At 72.6% G+C, this 19,667-nt stretch carries 17 protein-coding genes; 13 read left to right on the forward strand and 4 right to left on the reverse strand.

The window, feature by feature from the left end; genetic code table 11:
- Positions 1–59: 59 nt before the first annotated feature.
- From ACF1BN_RS20520 to ACF1BN_RS20550, 7 genes are all read left to right on the forward strand, one after another.
- Entirely contained in the window at positions 60–494 is a 435-nt protein-coding gene (locus tag ACF1BN_RS20520) for a hypothetical protein (RefSeq protein ID WP_392332994.1), read from the forward strand.
- A gap of 79 nt (positions 495–573) precedes the next feature.
- The gene (locus ACF1BN_RS20525; RefSeq protein WP_392332995.1) at positions 574–2,223 is read left to right on the forward strand and encodes a hypothetical protein; all 1,650 of its coding nucleotides are present in this window, start codon (positions 574–576) and stop codon (positions 2,221–2,223) included.
- 16 nt (positions 2,224–2,239) lie between these two features.
- Positions 2,240–5,662, forward strand: coding sequence for a right-handed parallel beta-helix repeat-containing protein (locus tag ACF1BN_RS20530; protein ID WP_392332996.1), 3,423 nt, complete (start codon positions 2,240–2,242; stop codon positions 5,660–5,662).
- A complete protein-coding gene (locus tag ACF1BN_RS20535) occupies positions 5,659–7,164 on the forward strand; it encodes a S8 family serine peptidase (RefSeq protein WP_392332997.1) in 1,506 nt (501 codons plus the stop codon). Before ACF1BN_RS20530 ends, ACF1BN_RS20535 begins: the two co-directional genes overlap by 4 nt.
- A gap of 184 nt (positions 7,165–7,348) precedes the next feature.
- Positions 7,349–7,942, forward strand: a complete 594-nt coding sequence (locus tag ACF1BN_RS20540; protein ID WP_392332998.1) for a sigma-70 family RNA polymerase sigma factor — start codon at positions 7,349–7,351, stop codon at positions 7,940–7,942.
- A gap of 660 nt (positions 7,943–8,602) precedes the next feature.
- Positions 8,603–9,334 (forward strand): MinD/ParA family protein, encoded by a 732-nt coding sequence (locus ACF1BN_RS20545; RefSeq protein ID WP_392332999.1) that lies wholly within the window; start codon positions 8,603–8,605, stop codon positions 9,332–9,334.
- A 60-nt stretch (positions 9,335–9,394) separates the two neighbouring features.
- Positions 9,395–9,967: a hypothetical protein gene (locus ACF1BN_RS20550; RefSeq protein ID WP_392333000.1), complete on the forward strand. Its 573-nt coding sequence runs from the start codon at positions 9,395–9,397 to the stop codon at positions 9,965–9,967.
- A 359-nt stretch (positions 9,968–10,326) separates the two neighbouring features.
- Here the strand turns inward: ACF1BN_RS20550 and ACF1BN_RS20555 are convergent, their stop codons facing one another.
- Positions 10,327–11,685 (reverse strand): serine/threonine-protein kinase, encoded by a 1,359-nt coding sequence (locus ACF1BN_RS20555; RefSeq protein ID WP_392333001.1) that lies wholly within the window; start codon positions 11,683–11,685, stop codon positions 10,327–10,329.
- Positions 11,686–12,014: 329 nt separating this feature from the next.
- Here ACF1BN_RS20555 and ACF1BN_RS20560 point away from each other — a divergent pair, with 329 nt between their 5' ends.
- The 4 genes from ACF1BN_RS20560 (at position 12,015) to ACF1BN_RS20575 (ending at position 15,115) form a co-directional block, all read left to right on the forward strand.
- Complete coding sequence (locus tag ACF1BN_RS20560; protein WP_392333002.1) at positions 12,015–12,590, forward strand: hypothetical protein; 576 nt, start codon at positions 12,015–12,017, stop codon at positions 12,588–12,590.
- On the forward strand, positions 12,587–12,715 hold the full coding sequence (locus ACF1BN_RS20565; RefSeq protein ID WP_392333003.1) for a hypothetical protein: 129 nt from the start codon (positions 12,587–12,589) through the stop codon (positions 12,713–12,715). The genes ACF1BN_RS20560 and ACF1BN_RS20565 overlap by 4 nt, the downstream gene beginning before the upstream one ends.
- A gap of 81 nt (positions 12,716–12,796) precedes the next feature.
- Entirely contained in the window at positions 12,797–13,306 is a 510-nt protein-coding gene (locus tag ACF1BN_RS20570) for a M23 family metallopeptidase (protein WP_392333098.1), read from the forward strand.
- A 651-nt stretch (positions 13,307–13,957) separates the two neighbouring features.
- Positions 13,958–15,115: a tyrosinase family protein gene (locus ACF1BN_RS20575; protein ID WP_392333004.1), complete on the forward strand. Its 1,158-nt coding sequence runs from the start codon at positions 13,958–13,960 to the stop codon at positions 15,113–15,115.
- Positions 15,116–15,655: 540 nt separating this feature from the next.
- Here the strand turns inward: ACF1BN_RS20575 and ACF1BN_RS20580 are convergent.
- Entirely contained in the window at positions 15,656–15,925 is a 270-nt protein-coding gene (locus ACF1BN_RS20580; protein ID WP_392333005.1) for a hypothetical protein, read from the reverse strand.
- On the reverse strand, positions 15,909–16,124 hold the full coding sequence (locus tag ACF1BN_RS20585) for a hypothetical protein (RefSeq protein ID WP_392333006.1): 216 nt from the start codon (positions 16,122–16,124) through the stop codon (positions 15,909–15,911). Before ACF1BN_RS20585 ends, ACF1BN_RS20580 begins: the two co-directional genes overlap by 17 nt.
- Before the next feature lie 442 nt (positions 16,125–16,566).
- Here ACF1BN_RS20585 and ACF1BN_RS20590 point away from each other — a divergent pair, with 442 nt between their 5' ends.
- Positions 16,567–17,133 carry an RICIN domain-containing protein gene (locus ACF1BN_RS20590; RefSeq protein ID WP_392333007.1) on the forward strand — a complete coding sequence of 189 codons (567 nt, stop codon included), beginning with the start codon at positions 16,567–16,569 and terminating at the stop codon, positions 17,131–17,133.
- 560 nt (positions 17,134–17,693) lie between these two features.
- Here ACF1BN_RS20590 and ACF1BN_RS20595 read toward each other — a convergent pair.
- Positions 17,694–18,635, reverse strand: a complete 942-nt coding sequence (locus tag ACF1BN_RS20595; protein ID WP_392333008.1) for a LysR substrate-binding domain-containing protein — start codon at positions 18,633–18,635, stop codon at positions 17,694–17,696.
- A 79-nt stretch (positions 18,636–18,714) separates the two neighbouring features.
- On the opposite strand from ACF1BN_RS20595, the gene ACF1BN_RS20600 reads away from it, so the two are divergent.
- Complete coding sequence (locus ACF1BN_RS20600) at positions 18,715–19,452, forward strand: hypothetical protein (RefSeq protein ID WP_392333009.1); 738 nt, start codon at positions 18,715–18,717, stop codon at positions 19,450–19,452.
- The last annotated feature ends 215 nt before the right edge of the window (positions 19,453–19,667 follow it).

Below are 19,667 nucleotides of genomic sequence, written 5' to 3' on the forward strand. Positions count from 1 at the left end.
GAGCGCACGGAACACCGGGCCGCCCCGGCCCGCCCAGTACCGGAGGACAGGAACCCGCCATGACCGACCCCGAGCCCCGGCCTGAGTTCCGGCTCGCCTCCGTCTTCGACCACGCCGACCCGGTGACGGGTCCCGGCTTCGCCACGGACCACCCGGTGGTCGAGGACCCCGAGCTGCACGCGCTGCTCCTGGAGCGGCTGGCGGCCGGGACGCCCGTGCTGGCGACGCCCGTCCTGATGGACGACGTGCTGGACGCCTCCCGGGTCGCGGTGGTGCCCCTCACCTTCCGTACGGACGGGCGGTGGGTGTGGACGGACACCGTCACGTACTACCTGGAGCATTACGCGCTCGCCCCCGACCCGGAGCTGCTGGCGTACCTGGGCGACCCCGGCTACACGGCGCCCGGCCCCCTCGGGCGGGACGTCGTCGAGCGGGCCGCCGCCTTCGTCCTGACCCCGGCGCCGGAGGGGACCGAGGTCCATCCGCTGGGCTGACCGGGGGTGGTGAACCACGGGGCGGCGCCCGCCCGTTCGTACGTGCGCGGAGGGTTCGCGACGACCGAGGGGAATGACGGTGGACGACAACGAGGTGCGGGCCGCGAGAGCCGCCGGGCAGGACGCGGCATCCATCAGCCTGCCCGCGGTCGCCTGGCAGCAGGCGGGCGAGGATCCGGGGGGCGAGCCCGGGCGGAAGCCGGAAGCGGGAACCGGCGGCGAGCGGGACGGCGAGGGCGGCGGCGGGGCGGTCACGGGGGCCGTGGCCCCGGCGGGCGAGCCCGGGCGGAGGCCTGAGGCGGAATCCGGTGGGAAGCCGGACGGCGAGAGCGGCGGCGGGGCGGTCGCGGGAACCGTGACCCCGGAACCGGTCGCGGGAGCCGTGGCCCCGGAACCGGTCGCGGAGGCCGGCGACGAGCCGGAGTCCCCGGCCACGCCCCCGGCCGCCTCCTCCGGCGCCGCCTCCTCAGGCGCAGCCCCGGACGTCCCCGCCACCGGCGTGGCCGGCGACGACGCCGAGGCCGGCACCGGGACGACCGGCAGCGGCACGATCGGAGCTGAGGACGCTCCGGAAGGCGCCTCCGCAGCCGCCGCGCAGGCCGCGGGAGCGGCCGGGGAGGGGGCGCGGGACCGGTCCCGGCCGACCCGGCGCCTGTCGAAGCCGATGATCGCGGCGGCGGCCACCTCGGGCGTGGTCCTGCTGGGCGTGCCGCTGTTGCTCTCGCAGGTCGGCGGCGGCAGCGGTTCGGGGCCGGGTTCCCTGCCTCCGCGCCCCACCGGGTACAGCCAGGCCGACGGCGGCCCCGGCGGCTTCGTGCCGCGGGCCGACGCTCCGGAGAAGGGCTCCGTCCTGCCCGGCAAGGGCCTCGCGCCGGGGACGACGAGCGCCCCCGGGAAGACGTCCCCGGTCGCCGGAAAAGCCCCCCTGGCCACGAGTGTCGCCGGGGTCGGTGTGGGGGTCGGCGCGGGCCCCGCGCCGACCTCCTCCGAGGCTCCCACCGACTCCCGGGCGCCTGCCTCCGCCGGGGCTCCCGGCTCCTCCCGGGCGCCCGCCTCCTCGCGGGCGCCCGGAGCCGGACAGAGCCCGCGCCCGACCTCCGCCGGCGGCGGATCCGCGCCCACCACGGCACCCGCCGCGCCCCGGGAGACCACCGCCCCGCCGCGGAAGCCGGCCACCCAGGCGCCCCCGCCCCCTCCGGCGAAGGAGCGGTACTCGGCCCTGGCGGGGCCGAACTGCGCCGGCGGCGGCGCGAGTTTCACGTACAGCGGCTGGTACACGGACGGCAAGGAGGGCTGGCAGAAGTACGGCTCCGGCGGCCACACGGGCGACGGCTGCGACGGCAGCTTCCTCTCGCTGCCGATGTCCGGAAAGGCGGGCTCGGACGCCGGGAACGCGCTGCGCTGGACCTTCCGCACCGGCGGCGTCACCTCCGGCACCTGCCAGGTCTCGGTGCACATCCCGAACAACGGCGACATCAAGGCGGTCGGCGGCAAGCCGGCGTACTACACGGTGCACGCGGGAGCCACGGGCAGCGATCCGATCCTGCGGTCCTTCAACGTCGACCAGCCGTCCCGGCGGGGCCAGTGGGTGAGCGCGGGCGATGTCCGCGTCACCGGCGGCGTGCTGACGGTGAAGCTGCACGACCGGGGCCTGGACTGGTCCGGTTCGCAGAAGACCTACGCCCATCACGCGGGCGACGCCGCCCGTGTCCAGTGCACCTCCGCCTGAAAGGGATCATCCACGCATGTCGCGCCATGTGCTGACCGTGAGCGCCGAGGCGCAGCACGACCGCCCGTCCGCGGACGGGCCGTACCGCACGATCGGAGCCGCCCTGGAGGCCGCGCGCAGCGGCGCGGTGATCTCGGTGCGTCCGGGCCGGTACGAGGAGAACCTGGTCGTCACGAAGATGGTGACGATCACCGCCGAGGACCCGAACGGGACTGTGCGGATCGTGCCGCCCCGGGGGACGGTGGTGCAGGTGGTGGCCGAGGCGGTGCAGCTGACGGGGCTGCTGCTCCAGGGCCTGGACGACGAGCTGCCCGTCGTGGACGTGCCGCGCGGGCAGGCGGCGCTCCAGGACTGCGAGGTGGTGGGGAACGCCTGGACGGCCCTGCTGACCCGGCAGCAGGGTTCGCTGGCGATGCGGGGGTGCCGGGTGACCAACCCGGGCGGGGCGGGGATCGTGGAGACGTCCACCGGCACCAGTGTGATCGACGGTTGCGTGGTGGAACACCTGGGGACTTCGGCGGTGGTCATCGGGGAGCGGGCCAATCCGACCTTCCGCAACTGCGTGCTGCGCGACGCCCGGGGCAACGGGGTGTGCGTGAACGGCGAGGGCCGGGGGCTGATCGAGGACTGCGAGATCTCGGCCACCGACAAGCCGGCGATCGCGCTGGAGCAGAACAGCGCCACCCGGGTGGTGCGGACCTCGGTGCGGGACTGCCTGCTCGGCGTGTACATCAGCTCCAAGGAGCGGGTGGTGCTGGAGGACTGCTCGGTGTCCGCGACGAAGGTGCACGGCATCGCGCTCGCCGAGGGCACCGATCCGGTGCTGAGCCGCTGCCGGGTCTCTCGGACCAAGGGCAACGGTGTCCATGTGACGGGGCGTTCGCGGGGCACGTTCGAGGAGTGCGAGGTCACCGCGGCCGAGGGCACCGGCATCTGGGTGGAGGAGTCCTCGGGCCCTTCGTTCAAGCGGTGCGCGGTGCGGGACGCGAAGGACGCCGGGGTCCAGCTGACCGGCGACAGCGCCCCGGATTTCGACCGGCTCACGGTGCGCGGCGGCGCGGCGGCGGGGGTGCGCGTGCTGGAGGGCGCGAACCCGATGCTGCGGCGTCTCGACGTGTCGGACGTGGCCGGGGCGGGGGTGGAGGTGACCCGGGGCGGCCGGGGCCGGCTGGAGGGTTCGGAGATCTCGGCCACCGGGCAGGCGGGTGTGCGGATCGCCGACGGCGGCGACGCGTACGTCGGCACCACCACGGTCCGGGACACCGGTGCGGCCGGCGTGTCGGTCGGCGGGGGCGGGGTGGCGACGCTGCGGGACTGCGAGATCGCCGACGCCCCGCAGGAAGGGGTGCTGGTCGAGGAGGGCGGCGAGCTGACCGCGGCCCGGACCCGGGCGCGGTCCTGCCGTCGGTACGGATTCCGGGTCGCGGCGGGCGGCCGGGCCGTGCTGAACCGCTGCGAGGCGGTGGACAACACCGGGGACGGCATCCGGGTGGACTCCACGGAGGCGGTACGCGTGCACGACTGCACGGTCTCCGGGAACGGCGGCTCGGGGCTGCGTCAGCTCGAACCGTCGACGCGGCTCGCGGTGGAGAACCTGACGAGCACGGAGAACGAGCTGCCGGACTCGTACGGGGAGTCGGCGGCCGGGGCCGGCGGGTCGGCGCCGACGGCCGACGGGCCTCGCGGGGCGGAGGCGCGCGAGGGCGCTCCGGACGGTTCCGCCCGCGAGGGCGGCCGGGCGACGGCACCCGCCGCGTCGTCGCGCAGGGGGGACGGGCCGCTGGAGGCACTGGACGCGCTGGTGGGCCTGGACGGGGTGAAGGAGCAGGTCGCCACCCTGGTCAACCTCAACAAGCTGGCCCGGCGACGGGAGCTGGCGGGGATGCCCGCGCTGCCGATGAGCCGCCACCTGATCTTCGCCGGGCCGCCCGGCACCGGCAAGACGACGGTGGCCCGGCTGTACGGTTCGATCCTCGCCGAGCTGGACGTCCTGCCGTCGGGCCATCTGGTGGAGGTGGCGCGCGCGGACCTGGTGGCGTCGATCATCGGCGGGACGGCGATCAAGACGACGGAGGTCTTCCAGCAGGCGCTGGGGGGCGTGCTGTTCATCGACGAGGCGTACACGCTGTCGCAGGGGACGGGTGGCAGCGGGCCGGACTTCGGCCGGGAGGCCATCGACACGCTGGTGAAGCTGATGGAGGACCACCGCGACGAGGTCGTGGTCATCGTCGCCGGGTACTCGGAGGAGATGCGGGGCTTCCTGGACTCCAACCCGGGCCTGGCGTCCCGGTTCAGCCGCACGGTGGAATTCGAGAACTACGCGGACGACGAGCTGACCACGATCGTGGCGATGTCCGCCGCCTCGCACGGCTACCGGCTCGCCGACGGCACCCGCGAGGCGCTGACACTGCACTTCGAGACCATGGCGAAGGGCGCCGACTTCGGCAACGGCCGGGCTGCGCGCAAGGTGTTCGAGGAGATGGTGGACCGGCAGGCGTCCCGGCTGGCCGCGCAGTCCGAGATCGGCAACGACGATCTGGCGCTGCTCACGCCCGAGGACGTGGGGGCGGAGGCGGCCCGGGCGGTCGCGGCGTCCGGCGCGCCGGCGGAGCGCAGGACGGAGCTCCTCGACGAGCTGCGGGCGATGATCGGTCTGCCCGCCGCCAAGCAGCAGGTCGAGGATCTGGTCCATCTGATCAAGCAGGTCGACCGGCGCAAGGAGGCCGGGCTCCCGACGGCCACGATCAGCCATCACGTGGTCTTCTCGGGCCCGCCGGGCACCGGAAAGACGACGGTGGCACGGCTGTACGGGCAGCTGCTCGCCGAGCTGGGCGTGCTGCCGGGCGGTCAGCTGGTGGAGACGGCGCGGGCGGATCTGGTGGGCCGGTTCGTGGGCCACACCGCGCAGCTGACGAAGGACGCCTTCGACCGGGCGCGCGGCGGCGTGCTGTTCATCGACGAGGCGTACACCCTGACGCCGCGCGGCGGCACGGGCAACGACTTCGGGCAGGAGGCGGTGGACACCCTCATGAAGCTGATGGAGGACCACCGCGACGAGGTCGTGGTCATCGTCGCCGGGTACGCCGACGAGATGCGGGGCTTCCTGGACTCCAACCCGGGCCTGGCGTCCCGCTTCTCCCGGTCTGTCGTCTTCGAGCACTACACCGACGAGGAATTGGTACGGATCGTGGAGGCGTTGTCCGACAAGGCGGGGTACGTGTGCCCGCCGGAGACGCTGGCGACGCTGGGCGAGCTGTTCGCGGCGGTACCGCGCGACCGGAACTTCGGCAACGGCCGCTTCGCCCGCCAGGTCCTGGAGACGATGATCACCCGGCAGGCGGGACGGCTCAGCCGGCTCGACGTCGACGACGTGGCCGAACTGAGCCTGCTGCTGCCCCAGGACGTGCCCGGGGACCGGGTGCCGGACGGTGTCGCGTGAGGCGGGGCACGTCGAGCGGGGCGGCGGTCCTGTCGACGGTCCTGCTGTCCGGGACCGTGGCCCTGCTGCCGGGGAGCGCGGTGGCCGTGCCGGGCCCGGACGGCGGGATCGGCGCCGGGGCGGTGCCCGGGGCGGTGAGCGCAGGGGCGGTGCCTGGGGCGGTGAGCGCAGGGGCGGTGCCCGGCGCGGTCGGCGCCGCAGTGGTGTCCGGTGCTGTCGGCGCAGAGGCGGTGTCCGGCACGGCGCGCCCCGAGGCGGTGCTCGGCACGGTCGGCACGGTCGGCACAGAGGCGGTGCCCGGCGCGGTCGGCACGGTCGGCGGAGAGGCGGTACCTGGCGCGGTCGGCGCCGATCCCGCCTCGCTGCCCGCCGTCACGCAGCGGCTCTCCGACGACTCCTGCCGCAAGGCGTCGGAGCGGAAGGTCGTCGGGCTCCCCTGGCCCCAGGCGCTGCTGCGTCCGGACATGGTCTGGCCGCTGTCCGACGGCGCCGGGGTGACGGTGGCCGTGGTGGGCTCGGGAGTGGACGACACCGCCGGGCTGCTGGGCGACCGGCTGCGGCGGACGCCGCGCCTCTTCGCCGGCGGCGGCCCGGCCGCGGACTGCGTCGGGCACGGCACCTTCACGGCCGGTCTGATCGCGGCGCCCCGCACCCCGGGCGCCGGGTTCGCGGGGATCGCGCCCGAGGCGCGGATCCTCGACGTGCCGGTCACCGACCGACGGGGGAACACCACCCCCGCGCTTCTCGCCCAGGGCATCCGGGCGGCCGTCGGCGGCGGTGCCCGGGTGATCGCCGTGGTGGCGGTGGCGGGCACGGACAGTCCGGCGCTGCGGAGCGCCGTGCGGTACGCGGTCGCCGAGGGCGCGGTCGTGATCGCTCCGGCCGCCCCGGACGGGGCGAAGGGCCCCGCGTATCCCGCGGCCCATCCGGAGGTGGTGGCGGTGGCGGCGACCGGGCCCGGCGGGAAGGCGTCGGGACAGGCCCCCGAGGGCCGGGTGGACCTCACGGCACCGGGCGAGGCCGTGATGGGCCCCGGGCCGGGCGGCCGGGGCAGTTTCACGGCCTCCGGGCCGAGCTACGCGGCCGCGCTGGTGGCCGGGACGGCCGCCCTCGTCCTGGACCGCCGACCGGAGTTGAGCGCCGAGGCCCTGGTCCACCGGCTCCGCGCCACCACCACGGAGCCGGGCCGGCCGATGCGGGACCGGACCCGGGGGTACGGCTCGGTCGACCCGATCGCCGCCGTCACCGCCGTGCTCCCCGAGGAGCGGGGCGGCGCGGCGGCCCGGGCGACCGCCCCCGGAGCGGTGATGCCGGCCGCCCCAGGTCCCTCCGCCGCCGGTTCCGCCGGATGGGTGGCGGCCGGTTGTCTGGCGGTGCTGGCAGGGGTGGCGGGGGCGGCCGCCGTGCTGCCACGGGGCCGCCGGCGGGGGTGGCGGCCTGGCGGCTATCGAGCCCCGGCGTCCGTGAGGGGCAGCGGCCCGGAGCCGCTCCCGCCTTCGTGAGGCCGTCGGGACATTAGGGGGGCGTTACCGGACGGCTCTCGATCACTCCTGAGCATTAGTCAAGCATTAGTCAAGATTGCCAAGGTCGTTCCCACCAGTCCGGCGTGCTCGGAGCCGTCGGCAGACCGGCGCCGCCGTCCGCCACGACCGAGTCGCCGACGCGCGGCAGGGAGGAACGACCGTGGTGACGACCCACGAAGACGGGGCCGACGGCGCCGTCCCCCCGGAGGCGCGGCCCCGCCCCACCATGGACCGCGACACGCTGGCGGAACTCCACCGCCTGCACGCCTCCGCCCTGTTGCGCGCACTGCTCCGCCTCACCAGCGGGGACCGGGGCAGGGCCGAGGACATGCTCCAGGAGACTTTCCTGCGCGCCTGGCAGAACCCCCAGGCGCTCGTCCGGGGTCCCGAGCACGGTCGGCCCTGGCTGTTCACCGTCGCCCGCCGGATCGCCATCGACCACTTCCGGGCGCAGTCCGCCCGGGTGAAGGAGCTGGGCGACGAGACACCGGAGGACCGTGCGGGCCCCGACGACCCCTACGAGGAGATCGTGATCGCGCACGCCGTCGGCGACGCGCTCGCCGAACTTCCCGACCACCAACGGGAGGTGCTGGTGGAACTCCACCTCAACGACCGTTCCACGGCGGACGCGGCGGCCGTGCTCGGCGTCCCGCCCGGCACCGTCAAGTCCCGCAACTTCTACGCGGTGCGGGCGCTGCGTTCCGTCCTCGAGCGGCACGGCCTCGCCCAGGCGGGCCGTCCGCTCCGCCCCGTCTGAACCGGCCGGGCCCGGCGGGCCGTTCTTCCGAGCGACCGACGAGAGGGGGCCGAGGTGGCCACCGTCGTAGCCAGGAACGACATGGACGCGCCCGACCACTGGGCGGACGCGCCGGACTACAGCCCCGGGCACTGGCGCGCGAGGCGGACCGAAGCCCCGCCGGCGGAACCGACCCTGGGGGCGGAGCCGTCACCGGAGCCGGAGTCCGCACCGACTGCCGCGCCCGCCACGGCGGAGCCCGTACCGGCAGAGCCCGCCGCAGCGGAGCCCGTACCGGGAGAGTCCGTATCGCGGGAGCTCCTACCGGCAGAGCCCGTACCGGCGAAGCCCGCCGCAGCGGAGCCTGTACCGGGGGATCCCGTACCGGGAGATCTCCTGTCGGCGGAGCCCGTACCGGCGGCAAAGACCCCGGAGCCCCCTCAGGAGCCGCAGGGGGAGCCCCTACGGGAGCAGTCGCTGGAGGCGGAGCAGATCGTGCCCCCCGCCGGCCCCGCCCCCATCCCCGTCCCTGCGGTGCCGGAGGTTCCGGCCGAGCCCGTGGCGGGGACGCGGCCGGAGCGGCGCGCGTCCCGGCCCCTCCTCCGGATCCGGAGGCGCGGGGGGTCGGGCCATGCCGCTGACGCCCTCCGGGCCCCGTTGCTGCGCAGCCATCGGATCGCGGTGATCGGTCTGAACGGCGGCGCAGGGAAGACGACCACCGCCCTGGCCCTCGGCGCGGTCCTGGCGCGGGAGCGGGCCGACCGGGTGGTCGCCGTGGACGCGAGCCCGGACTCGGGGGCCCTGGGCCGCCGTGTCCGGCGACAGTCGGGGGCCACGGTGCTCGACCTGGTGGCGGCGCTGCCCCGGCTGCGTACCTACATGGACATCCGGGCCTTCACCTCGCAGACGCCCAGCGGTCTGGAGGTCGTGGCGCACGACCCGCACCCAGCGGATCCGCGCGCTTTGGGCGAGCAGGAGTACCGGCAGGTCGTCGAGGCGCTCGCCGGCCAGTACCCGCTGGTCATCACCGATTCCGGGACCGGCATGCCGCACGACGTCCTGGGCGCGGTCCTGGACGTGTCGGACCAGCTGGTCGTCGCGGCCACACCGGGCGAGGACGGGATGAGCGGCGCCCATCTGCTCTTCGACCGACTGGCCGCCTTCGCCCACGAGGAGAAGGCGCGGGAGGCCGTGACCGTCATCTCCGGCGTGCGGTCGCCCTCGGGGCGGTCGGCCCTGGCGGACGAGGGCGTGGCCCGACTCCGGCAGCGGTGCCGGGCCGTCGTGACCGTCCCGTACGACTCCCGGCTGGCCCGGGGCGGCGAGGTGGACCCGGAGGCGATGCGGGGCCGGACCCGGGACGCGTTCCACGAACTCGCGACGCTCGTCGCAGGGAACTTCCCCCACCTCTGACACCACCCCTCCCCCGTCCTCCCTCCTCACACCCGTCCCCGAGCACACTGGAGAGCACCCATGGCCTGGTACGAGGGCCCCTGCCGGATCACCGTCATCGGCCTGGACGCCGACTGGCCGCAGCGCGCGGTGGTCACCGTGTCCGGTGCGCGCGGAGCGCGGATCGAGATCCCCGGCGAGGTGGGGACGGTCCGGCACGTGGACGCGCCGAGCTGGCACCTGGAGGTGGAGCACCTGTACGAAGGCCGGTGGCGGCCCAACGTCCGCGCGGTCAGGACTCGTTGGGAGACGGTGGACGGCGTCCGTACGCAGACGATCACCAGCAAGGACGTGGACTGGCCGGGGCGCGTCCGGCAGGAGCGCAATCTGGTGCTGCGCCTGGAGCGGCTCGGCGAGGTGGACGAGCAGCCGACCGAGGCGGGCAGGGAGGCACCGACCCGGTCGGCGACCCAGTCGACGGCGAGCACCCCGGTCCGCAGGACAGCTGCCGACCCCGTCTCGGTACGCACCGGGTCCGTCTCAGGTGGTCCCGCCCTCGGCACCCCGCCCACGACTTCCGGGGGCGCCTCCGCAGGCACTTCCCGCGGAACTTCCGGCGGCGTGACATCGACGAGCAGCAGCAGCCCCTGGTAACCCCCGGGCCACCTGGCCGGCGGCGCCCGACCCGGTCAAGTCACCGCTCGCGTCACCACGATCGCGGACACCGGCCTGATCCTCTACGCCGACAAGACGCCCGACGGCGGCACCGTCTTGCGACTGCCCTGCATCGAGCACCGCTACCAGCGGAACCCGGACAGCAGCCACTCCGTCTGAATGGCCCATCCCGACGGCGAGGCCACCCTCCCCCTCTGTCGCGGACGATCGGGGAGATCGGGCGCGGGTGAGGCGGGTGCTGGTCCGGGCGGCGCAGCCCAGCCACCGGCGTTGGACCACTTCCGCCGTGTCGTGCACGGTGCCTGTTCACCCTGCCGCACCGGTACTCCCCCCTCGGTTCAGCCGGATATTTCCGGTACGGCGCCGTCTTCGACCTGCCGCGTGTTCGCGCGTTGTCGAGTCAACAAGGCCGCGAGTACGGCCGCTTCCCCCGGCGTCAACTCCAAGTTCAGCCCCACGCGGTTTCCAGGGCGCAGTCGCAGCGGCTTGGGCTGGATCCCTGGATAGCCGGGCCGCATGGTCGCGACGAGCGACCAGGAGCCGTCGGTCGGTACGCGAGCGGCTACGGGCCTGACCAGTGCCACCCGGCTGAGTTCCTCCCACGGGTACGCGATCCGAACGAACCCGTACCGCATCTTCACGCCCCAATCGTTCACCGTGGCCTGCACAGTGATCCTCCGCAGACGGTGCAACCTCTCCATCACCCACACCGGCGGGATCATGCCGACGGCCAGAGCCGGCGGGATCAGCAGAGGCAACCCGTGGCGGAGGCAGGCGAACACGAGGAAGCCGCAGAAATAGCAGGTCAGCAGTAGGGTCAGGAGGCCGTAAGCGGGCCCCACTCGTGGATGGTGCCGACGAGTCTGGGTGAACTCCCCCGTTGCCGAGAGCAGGCTCAGAATGCCTTCAGGGGACGGCCGATTCTCAGGGGTTTTGTCCAGGCACGCCTCGATGAGGGCACGAAGACCGTCCGGGACGCCGTCCATGTCCGGAGTCTCGTAGGCCACCGCCAGCATCGCGGTGGCGCCCTCGCCGGGGAAGGCGAGATGCCCGGTCGCTGCGTAGACGAGGATGGCACCCAGGGAGAACACGTCGCTCGCCGGCGTCACCTCGAGCCCCTTCGCCTGTTCGGGCGACATGTACGCGGGGGTACCCATCGCCTGGGCCGACTTGGTGAGCACGGTGAAGTCGTTTCCCAAGGGCTTGGCGATCCCGAAGTCGATGACACGGGGGCCGACGTCGGTCATCAGGACATTGGAGGGCTTCAGATCACGGTGTATCAGGCCGACTCGGTGCAGGGAGACGAGCGCCATGGCGAGCGCGCCTGCGAGATCACGCAGGGCCAGCTCCTCCAAGGGTCCCGTACCGTCGGACACAAGCGCCTTAAGGTCCGTACCCTCCAGGTATACCGTCGCCAGCCACGGGTGCGCGGCCTCCGGGGCAGCGCCCACCACGGCAGGCGTGCAATCGCCGCTCACGGCACGCGCGGCCTGGACTTCCCGGCGGAACCGGGCCCGATAGACCGGGTCCGCGGCCAGGTCCGCCCGGATCCGCTTGACGACCACCAGGCCGTCTTGCTCGGAACTCGCCAGGAATGCCTCCCCCATCCCCCCGGCACCCAACTTCTTGATCACCTTGTAGGGCCCGATCGTCGAAGGCAGCCGCGTACCCTCGTCCCCGCCATCCGTACGATTCATCCCCCTGCACCCTCCCCGCTCGAGCGCCTCCCGTGGTCAAGCCTGCTGCTTCCGCATCCCCCGCAAACATCCTTTTGCGCATGGAGCACGAGCGCCCTTCGAGCTCCCGCCGCTCGGCGCGGTCCCGTCGACCGGCAGCCCGGCCCGTTCGTCCTCGACACTCCGCACAACCGCGTCCTCGCCGCCTGGCGGAAGGACCCTGGCGCGGGGCCGCCGCCGATCGTCGGCCTTGGACGTCAGCTCCGGCACCGGCACCGACGATGGGGTGGTATTCCCCGCGCGACCCCGCTGACGCCGTACGCGTCGCGTCAACGTACTGGAGGACTCCCGTGGACGGCCGCAGACGATTCCTCGCCGCAGGCTTCGCGCTCGGCGCCTTCACCACGCCCGTCACCCGCTGGCTCGCGAAGCCCGCCACCGCCGCCACCCCGCCCGCCTCGCCCGTCGGCTCCGACGCGGGCCGGGTGGGACGCGCGGACCTGGAGGGGCTGTGGGCCGCGTCGGAAGAGGCCCGCGTGCGGGCCGCCCGACCCGGCGGCGGTCACTGGCAGAACAGCTCGGTCACCCTCTGCGTCCAGACCCAGGCTGCCCCGATGCTCCGCGGCACCTACACCGAGACGGTGGGCCGCGAACTGTTCGCCGCCACCGCCGAACTCGCCCGCGTCGTCGGCTGGGCCGCTTTCGACGCCGGCAACCACGACGTGGGCCCAGCGCCAACCATGCTCCGGGGCTTCCCCGAACAGGCCGCCGACATGGCCGAAGGCGCCTACGAACGCGGCCGAGGCCACGCAGCACCCCGCGTCCTGGCCTTCGCCAAACTCTCGCCGGCAGTCACCTCCACACCGGCGACCTCGACCGCGGCCTCACCGCAGCCGACCACGCCCTCACCATCCTCAGCACCGTGAAGTCCGCCCGCGCCCACACCTACCTCCACGCCGTCACCGCCGACCTCCAGCGATGGCGCCGCGACCCCCGCGTGAGGGACTACGCCGCACGCATGCACGCCCAGGCCGGGTCACGGCAGGCATAGAGCCGCCTGCACCCAAAGAAGCCAATCGCCAGGTCATCGGGGAGGACTTCCGACGTCGTCGAGCCGGGCCAGATACTGCGGATCCAGAAACCCCGCGCAGCCTCCGGACCAGAGAGCACGCCACCCGTCTCGGGCACTGCCCCCGCCGCGTCGGCCGCATACACCCTCGGCTACCAAACCGGAACCGACTTCGCCGCCCCGGCCGGAACACCTGTCACGGCCGTAACCGCCGGCACTGTCGTCGAGAGCGGCGCTTCGTCCGCGTACGGAACCAACGTTCAGATCCGACACGACGACGGAACGTACACGCTCTATGCCCAACTCTCGGGCAAGACCGTCGGGGCGGGAGAGCGCGTGGCAATCGGTGGTCTCATCGGCTACGTCGGATCGACGTGTACGAGTAGCGGCCCTCATCTCCATCTGGAGGGACGCACCACCCCCACTCTCGCGGATGGCAACTTCTTCGACGTAGTGCCGTGGCTTCGTGGGCCATGGGGTGTGGGTCTGACGATGATTCACATCGTCGGTGAGTCACTCAGGAAGCCTGTACGGAACGCGTACGCGGCCACCGGTCCCGAAGCGGGTCGATGACCAGGCCGGCTTCCGAGCGAGCCGAACCGATGCGTCGGGGAGCCGGCGGACGCTTGGTGATGTCACTCATCCTACGGCGAGCCGAAGGACCCTGCTCGGCGATCTCTGGAGACAGGCATCGCTTGCCTGCCGGGCGGGAGAGATGGCGCGTCCACTGTGTCCGGAGAGGCTCAGCCTGCATGGGAGTTGGAGGGCCTGCCTGAAACGGCGGCGCGACAGCCCCGTCCGCAGACCCGGCCGGCGCATCTCTCACTCCCTCGTTCCAGGACGAAGGTGACACAACGCGGTCGGCCGAGGAGCAGCATGGAATCACGAACCAACTGGCCGGCAGCACTCCCTTTGGGTCACTGTCGCGCCTGGGCGTTGAGTGCCGGGCCTCAGCACGGGATCCGGGGCGGTCTCACCTGCGGGGAACAGACCCGGATCCGCCGCGAGATACAAGCACGCCCTTCAGCCGTCTGACTTTCCCTCAGCCAGTTCTTCCGTCGGCGGTGGGCACGCTCCGGAGCCGTCCCCCTGTCGCCGGACCGTCGGTAGCGGTCTCGGGGCAGGTTCACCCATATGGCCTACTCCGGGTGGCGCCGAGCTCGCTGCGATCCGACGTTTAGGAAGGGGCGTTCACCCATCCGGCCTAATCGATCGAGGCGCGCCATGGCTCAGCTTGTCCGCAGAAATCAGGCCCTGCTGTCCGAGGAAGAGAAGAAACAGCTCGTCGCGGCGATCTGGCAGGTGAAGTCCCGGGGCTCCTACGACGACTTCGTCAAATCTCACGTGACCGGCGCGGACGCCTACCACCACGTCCCCACCTTCCTGCCCTGGCACCGGGAGTTCACCCGGCTCTTCGAGGTGGCGCTGCCCACCTCGTCCGGCACGCAGCTCGCCCTTCCGTACTGGGACTGGACGGGCAGCGACAATCCCTGGTCCGAATCCTTCATGGGCGGCAACGGCAGGGAGGAGGACGATCGGGTGATGAGCGGCCCGTTCGCCATAGCCAACGGGTGGAACTGCGTCGATCCCAGCCGGGAGATCCCTTCGTACCTCAGGCGGCAGTTCGGTGCCGGGGCCCCTCACCTGCCCACCGCGACCGACGTGTCCACGTGCCTCGCCATGACGCCGTACGACAGCGAGCCCTGGGAGGGGGTGAGCCAGAGCTTCCGCAAGTCTATGGAAGGCGTGATCACGCCGAACATCCACAACATGGTCCATCGGTGGATCGGCGGCAACATGGATCTCGCCAGCTCGCCCAACGACCCCGTCTTCTGGCTGCATCACGCCAACGTCGACCGGCTCTGGGCCCAGTGGCAGCGGCAGCACCCGGACCAGACGTACCTCCCGCAGAGCGGCGGCCCGCCGGGACAGAACGTCGGCGACCTGATGCCGCCGTGGTCGGGCGTGCGAGTCAGCGCGGTGCTCGACCACCACCGCCTGGGCTACGTCTACGACACCGAGAACCCCACGGCCCAGGGTGACCGCATGTGTCCCGGGGACACCCTGCGCGGCGGCGACTCCATCGGCTCGGGGGACGGCCGGTACCGGCTCGTCTACGAGACCGACGGGAACCTTGTCCTGTACCAGGACGGCGAACGCACTCCGCGGTGGTCGTCGGGGACACAGCGCCGCGCACCCGGCATGTGCGTCATGCAGATGGACGGCGACCTCACCATCGACGACGCCGACGGGCAGAGGGTGTGGAGTCTGGGCACCGACGGCCACGGCAACCGACTCCGGCTCACGGAGGAGGGAGCGCTGGAGGTCAGCGGCCTGTCCGGGGAGGTCGCCTGGCGGTCCACCCATCAGGTCATGGCCTGACGGGACCGGCGACGACGAAGGAGGGCCCCGCCCACTGCGGTAGGGGCCTCCTTCCTGGGGCGGTTCGGTCCCGACCGCCGGGGCGGGCCTTCGAGGTCGAGGGGAGCTGGAACCGGCTCCGCCTCGTCCACGCCGGGTGCAGGGGCTTCCCACCCACGCCCCAGCAGCTCGCGCCGCATACCGCCTCCGACCCCGGTACGCGACCCCGCCTGCCACGGACGGACAGCGGGTGCCGGCCGGTCCGGAACGAGGATCGGCGCGCGGGGGCGTCGAGGTTCTTCGCCGCGCCCTGACAGCGGTAGACCAAGGGACGGCTCGCGTCGGCCGGCTCCGGCGGAATCCACAGCTCGGACTCGAGTGCTTCCGAGGCGACACGAGTGGGTGCCGGCCCCGATACGGGCGCCCGATGTGTACCCCGGTGAAGGACCGGTCCACGGGCACCCGCGTCACCGCCGGTTGGCCGATCCGGCCGTTCCGACCACTTGCGCAGAGCGCGAGCGTCGTCTCCCGTCGGACCGGAGGCGCGGCGCTGGGGGCGGGTCAGACCTCGAAATAGGCGACCACGACTACGGTCCCGAGGACACTGACGTGGTAGATGGTGCGGGTTCTGCCCTCGCTGTATTCGCGCAGCGGCAGTTGGCCGTGGGTGGCCGGCCGTTCGAAGCCGATGGTCGGGTCGACGGAGATGGCGACCAGAGTCCGGTCCAGGCGGACGAGTTCCGCGGGGGTCAGCTTCTCCAGGTAAGGATCGCACTCGGGGGTGAAGACCACGCGTGCGCGCCGGCCGCCGTGCTTAGGCGACACGGGCATCCCCGCCGTCCTCGGTCACGTCGATGCCGTGCCGGGCATACAGGTCGATCCGCAGGCTCTCCCAGTCCCGGGCCAGGTCCAGGCCGTTCTCGGCCATGCCGCGCAGCGAGTCGGCGAGCAGCTGTTCTCCGGCACGCGCGGCCTCGTCGGCCTGGGCCAGGACCGGGGCCTTCTCGTGCTCCTCGTAGATCAGCCGCATGGTCGTCCCTCCGTGGATAGGTGCTCCCCGTACGGTACGCCCCGCCGCATGGTGGTGTCCCACCCTTGAGGGGTCCGGGCCTTCGTCATGCCTTCACCGCGAACCAGGGGAGAGCGGAGGGCCCTCTTGCCGCGGCAAAGGCACCGCTGAGCGAGGCCAACGGCCAGTCGGCCCCCTCCCTTTGCCGCGCACCCCGGCGGACGTCCGCTACCGACATCGCCGGGGCCCTGCCGCCGGGAAGCGAGAAGGAGGCAGGCGCCCAAGGCAGGGAATTGATTCATCGACGGTGAGGGGCAGCGCAACAACCGTCCGGGCCCGAAAGCTGGGATCCGACGTCCCGCCGGCCCCTTGCTCAACGAGGGCCGGCGGCCCGTCCTGACCGTCCGGGCACTTTCGGGAATCGATCCGATTCTTCAAGGGTGCGCTCCGTAGAGGGGATGTCGTGAAAAGAACGAAGCTGAGCGGCCTGGCGGCCGCGCTCTCGCTCGGCACACTACTGACCCTAGGAATCTCTCCCGCCCACGCCATCGAGATCCCGTCACCTACCGGTGTGGGTGCGTTCACCCACGTCCAGAACGGCCGGTCGGGCCTGTGTCTCGCGGTACCCGCCGGCAGCCATGCCCCTGCGGTCCAGGTGAACCAGTTCACCTGCGGCGACTGGGACGACCACTTCTGGCAGCTGACCTATGAGTTCTCCACCGCCAACGGGGCCTACTGGTACACCATCCGGAACTTCGAGAGCCGGCAGTGCCTGTCCGTGGACGCGGCCCGCAAGGACAACAACGCACCGGTCACCCAGTATCCGTGCGGTTCACCGGCGCCCTATCTCGACCAGTACTGGCACCCCGTGGGTGTGGGGATGACGGAGAACGGCAGGCCCATCGAGGGTTTCAACCTGCGCAACTACAACAGCCGCAAGTGTCTCGGGATCCAGGGCGACAGCACGACCAACACGGCTCCCGCCGTACAGGAGGAGTGCGTCTGGGCCGGCGACCAGATCTGGAGCTGACGCCCCGCGAGCCGCCTGCCGCGGCTCCGCGATGAGCCGAGCCTGACGCGCCACGACGGGTACGCCCCCTGCGATCGGCGCAGGGGTCGTACCCGCTCCGGCCGCCCCGCCCCGTCCCGTCCCGTCCTGTCCCCCGTGGGTCGCGACGAAAGGCACTTCGGGGTCGCGGGATGCCTTCATCCGACGGCGACCGTCGTTCTTCCGCCGGGCCACTTATGCCCATGAACAAACTCGTGGCGACCTCCCGGTTGGTGAGTCCACGGCCGATGAGCCGGGCAATGTCGCATTCGCGGTTGGTCAGCTCGGAGATCCGGATTTCGGAGCCGGCGAACTGAGGTGGAGGGGGCCGCTCCGTGAGGTCCTGGCGGTAGCGCATGTGGAACGACCGGGAGCCGAAGGCCGTGCACAGGTCGCGAGCCCCGGTCTCTCCTCACGCGTGGGCGAGTCCGCCCGAGAGCCACGCCACCGCCAGACGGAGCGAGAGTGCCTCCTCGGCCAGGACTGCCATGTCCGCCAGGCCCCGAGCTGCCTCGTCAAGGTCATCACCGGTGATCAGGGCCTCAGGCCGGCGGAAGGTGCGTGGTGAGGTCCTGTCGCGCTGCTGTGCGGAGCGCCGCGATGACGGCTGCGGTCGTCGGGTTGGTCGTTTCGGTGTGGCGGGTCGCGGCGTACAGGAGGCGCTGGATCGGGTTGTCCTCGATGAGGACCGCGCGGATTCCCGGCGTGGCCGGGTCGATGGCCGTCCGGGGGACGAGCGCGGTGGCGAGTCCGGACCGGGCGAGGGTGAGCTGGGCGGCGATGTCAGCGGTGACGTAACGCGCCGTGGGGGTGAAGCCAGCCCGTCGGCAGGCTTGCAGGATGGCCTGTCCGCAGTCCGTGGTCGGCGGTGGCACGACGAGGTGGTCCGTGGCCAGTTCGCGCAGGCCGACAGGCCGTCCGTCGGATCTGCCCACGGCTCCGTCGGCAGCTCCGTCGGCGGCGGTGACGACGAGCAGCGGGTCGTCGAGGAGCGGCGAGACCGCGATGCTCTTGGGCGTGGTCTCGGGCATGTGGTGGTAGTGCTGCCCCAGCACCATGTCGACGGTGCCGAGTGCGAGTTCGCGGAGTTGTGCCTGGTCGGTGACGAGACAGGTCACGGCCAGCTGCGGATGGTCCGTGCCCAGCGCGGTGAGCGCGGGGGCCACGATCCTGGCGACGGTCGACGGCAGCGCGGCGAGCGTGGCGGTGGCGCCGACCGTGCCCTTGATCGCCGCGACGGCGCATTCGGCCTCCTCCATGGCGGCGAGGATCCGATCGGCGTGTTCGAGGAGAACGCGGCCCGCCTCCGTGAGGGCCACGGTGCGCCCGTCAGGACGCAGGAGGTCAACCCCGACGTCGTGTCTCAGCGCGGCCAGTTGCTGGGACACGGCACCGGCGGAGAGCGCCAGCGACTGGGCGGCCGCGGTGATGGAGCCACGGGCAGCGACGGTCCTGAGCATGTGCAGACGTCGGATATCCAGCATGACTAGATAGCTTAGCTAAAGGGTTCCATCAGAAATCATCCTCTTGACCTGCTGAGTCAGGGTGAGCGACCTTCTGCGTATGGAGATCTTCGACTGCATCGCCGCCGTGGCCAGACCGGTCCACGACTTCGGTGACGAGTTCATGTCCGACGAGGCGACCGCCGCCATCGGCCTGCGTGCCGGATTCTCCCCGGGGCGCGGCTTCTACTGCCGCGGCCGGTTCGGGGTGCTCGGCGAGGCGCCGGCCTCGGTGGTCCAGGCGGTGCAGGGATTCCTCGGCCCTGAACTCGTCGCCACCGGCTGGCGGGACGGCCGGCCCGTCATGCCGGCCGAGGAGGCTGCCGCCTGTTACGCGGGGGCCGTCCGGATGTGGGGGCGCGCCCACATTCCCGCGGACGCAGACGTGGAGCACTTCAACCGCCTGGCGCAGCAGCTGATCGACGCCGCCGACGCCGAAGGGCTGCCCCTGTTCGCCGGCTGGCGCGCGCAGCCCGTGCCCGGCGACGACCCGGTCGGAGCGGCGATGCAGCGCATCCACGTCCTGCGCGAACACCGTGGCGCCTGCCATCTCGCGGCGGTACGCCTGTCCGGGCTGAGCGCCCGGCAGGCGATGGTCGTCAACCTCGGCGTCGAGCAGGCGACGCTCTACGGCTGGCGCGAGCCGGGTCCGGCCGCCGCGGCCCTGATCCCCCGTCGGCAGCGCGCCGAGCGGCTCACGGACGAACTGCAGGCGCCGCTCTACGCCGCACTGACCACCCGACAGCGCGCCGAATTCGCCAAGCTGGTCGCCGCGTTGACCGACAACCGGCCCTCGTAACAGTAGATCGCAGACACCGGCAGGCATGCGAAGGAACGCCCGATCGCGGCCATGCTTCTCACTTCCGAGGGCCGTTCGCCCTCCGTTCACCCCAGGACCCATGTCGCTCCGAGCATCACGCAGTGCGGGGACGTGCGCCTGGAAGTCGCGTACCGGATGCCGTTGGGCGCTGTGCTCACCGCCGAGAACGGGCCGAACGCGTCCTGATCCATCGG

The organism is Streptomyces sp. NPDC014861 (genome assembly GCF_043081625.1).
Classification (GTDB): domain Bacteria; phylum Actinomycetota; class Actinomycetes; order Streptomycetales; family Streptomycetaceae; genus Streptomyces.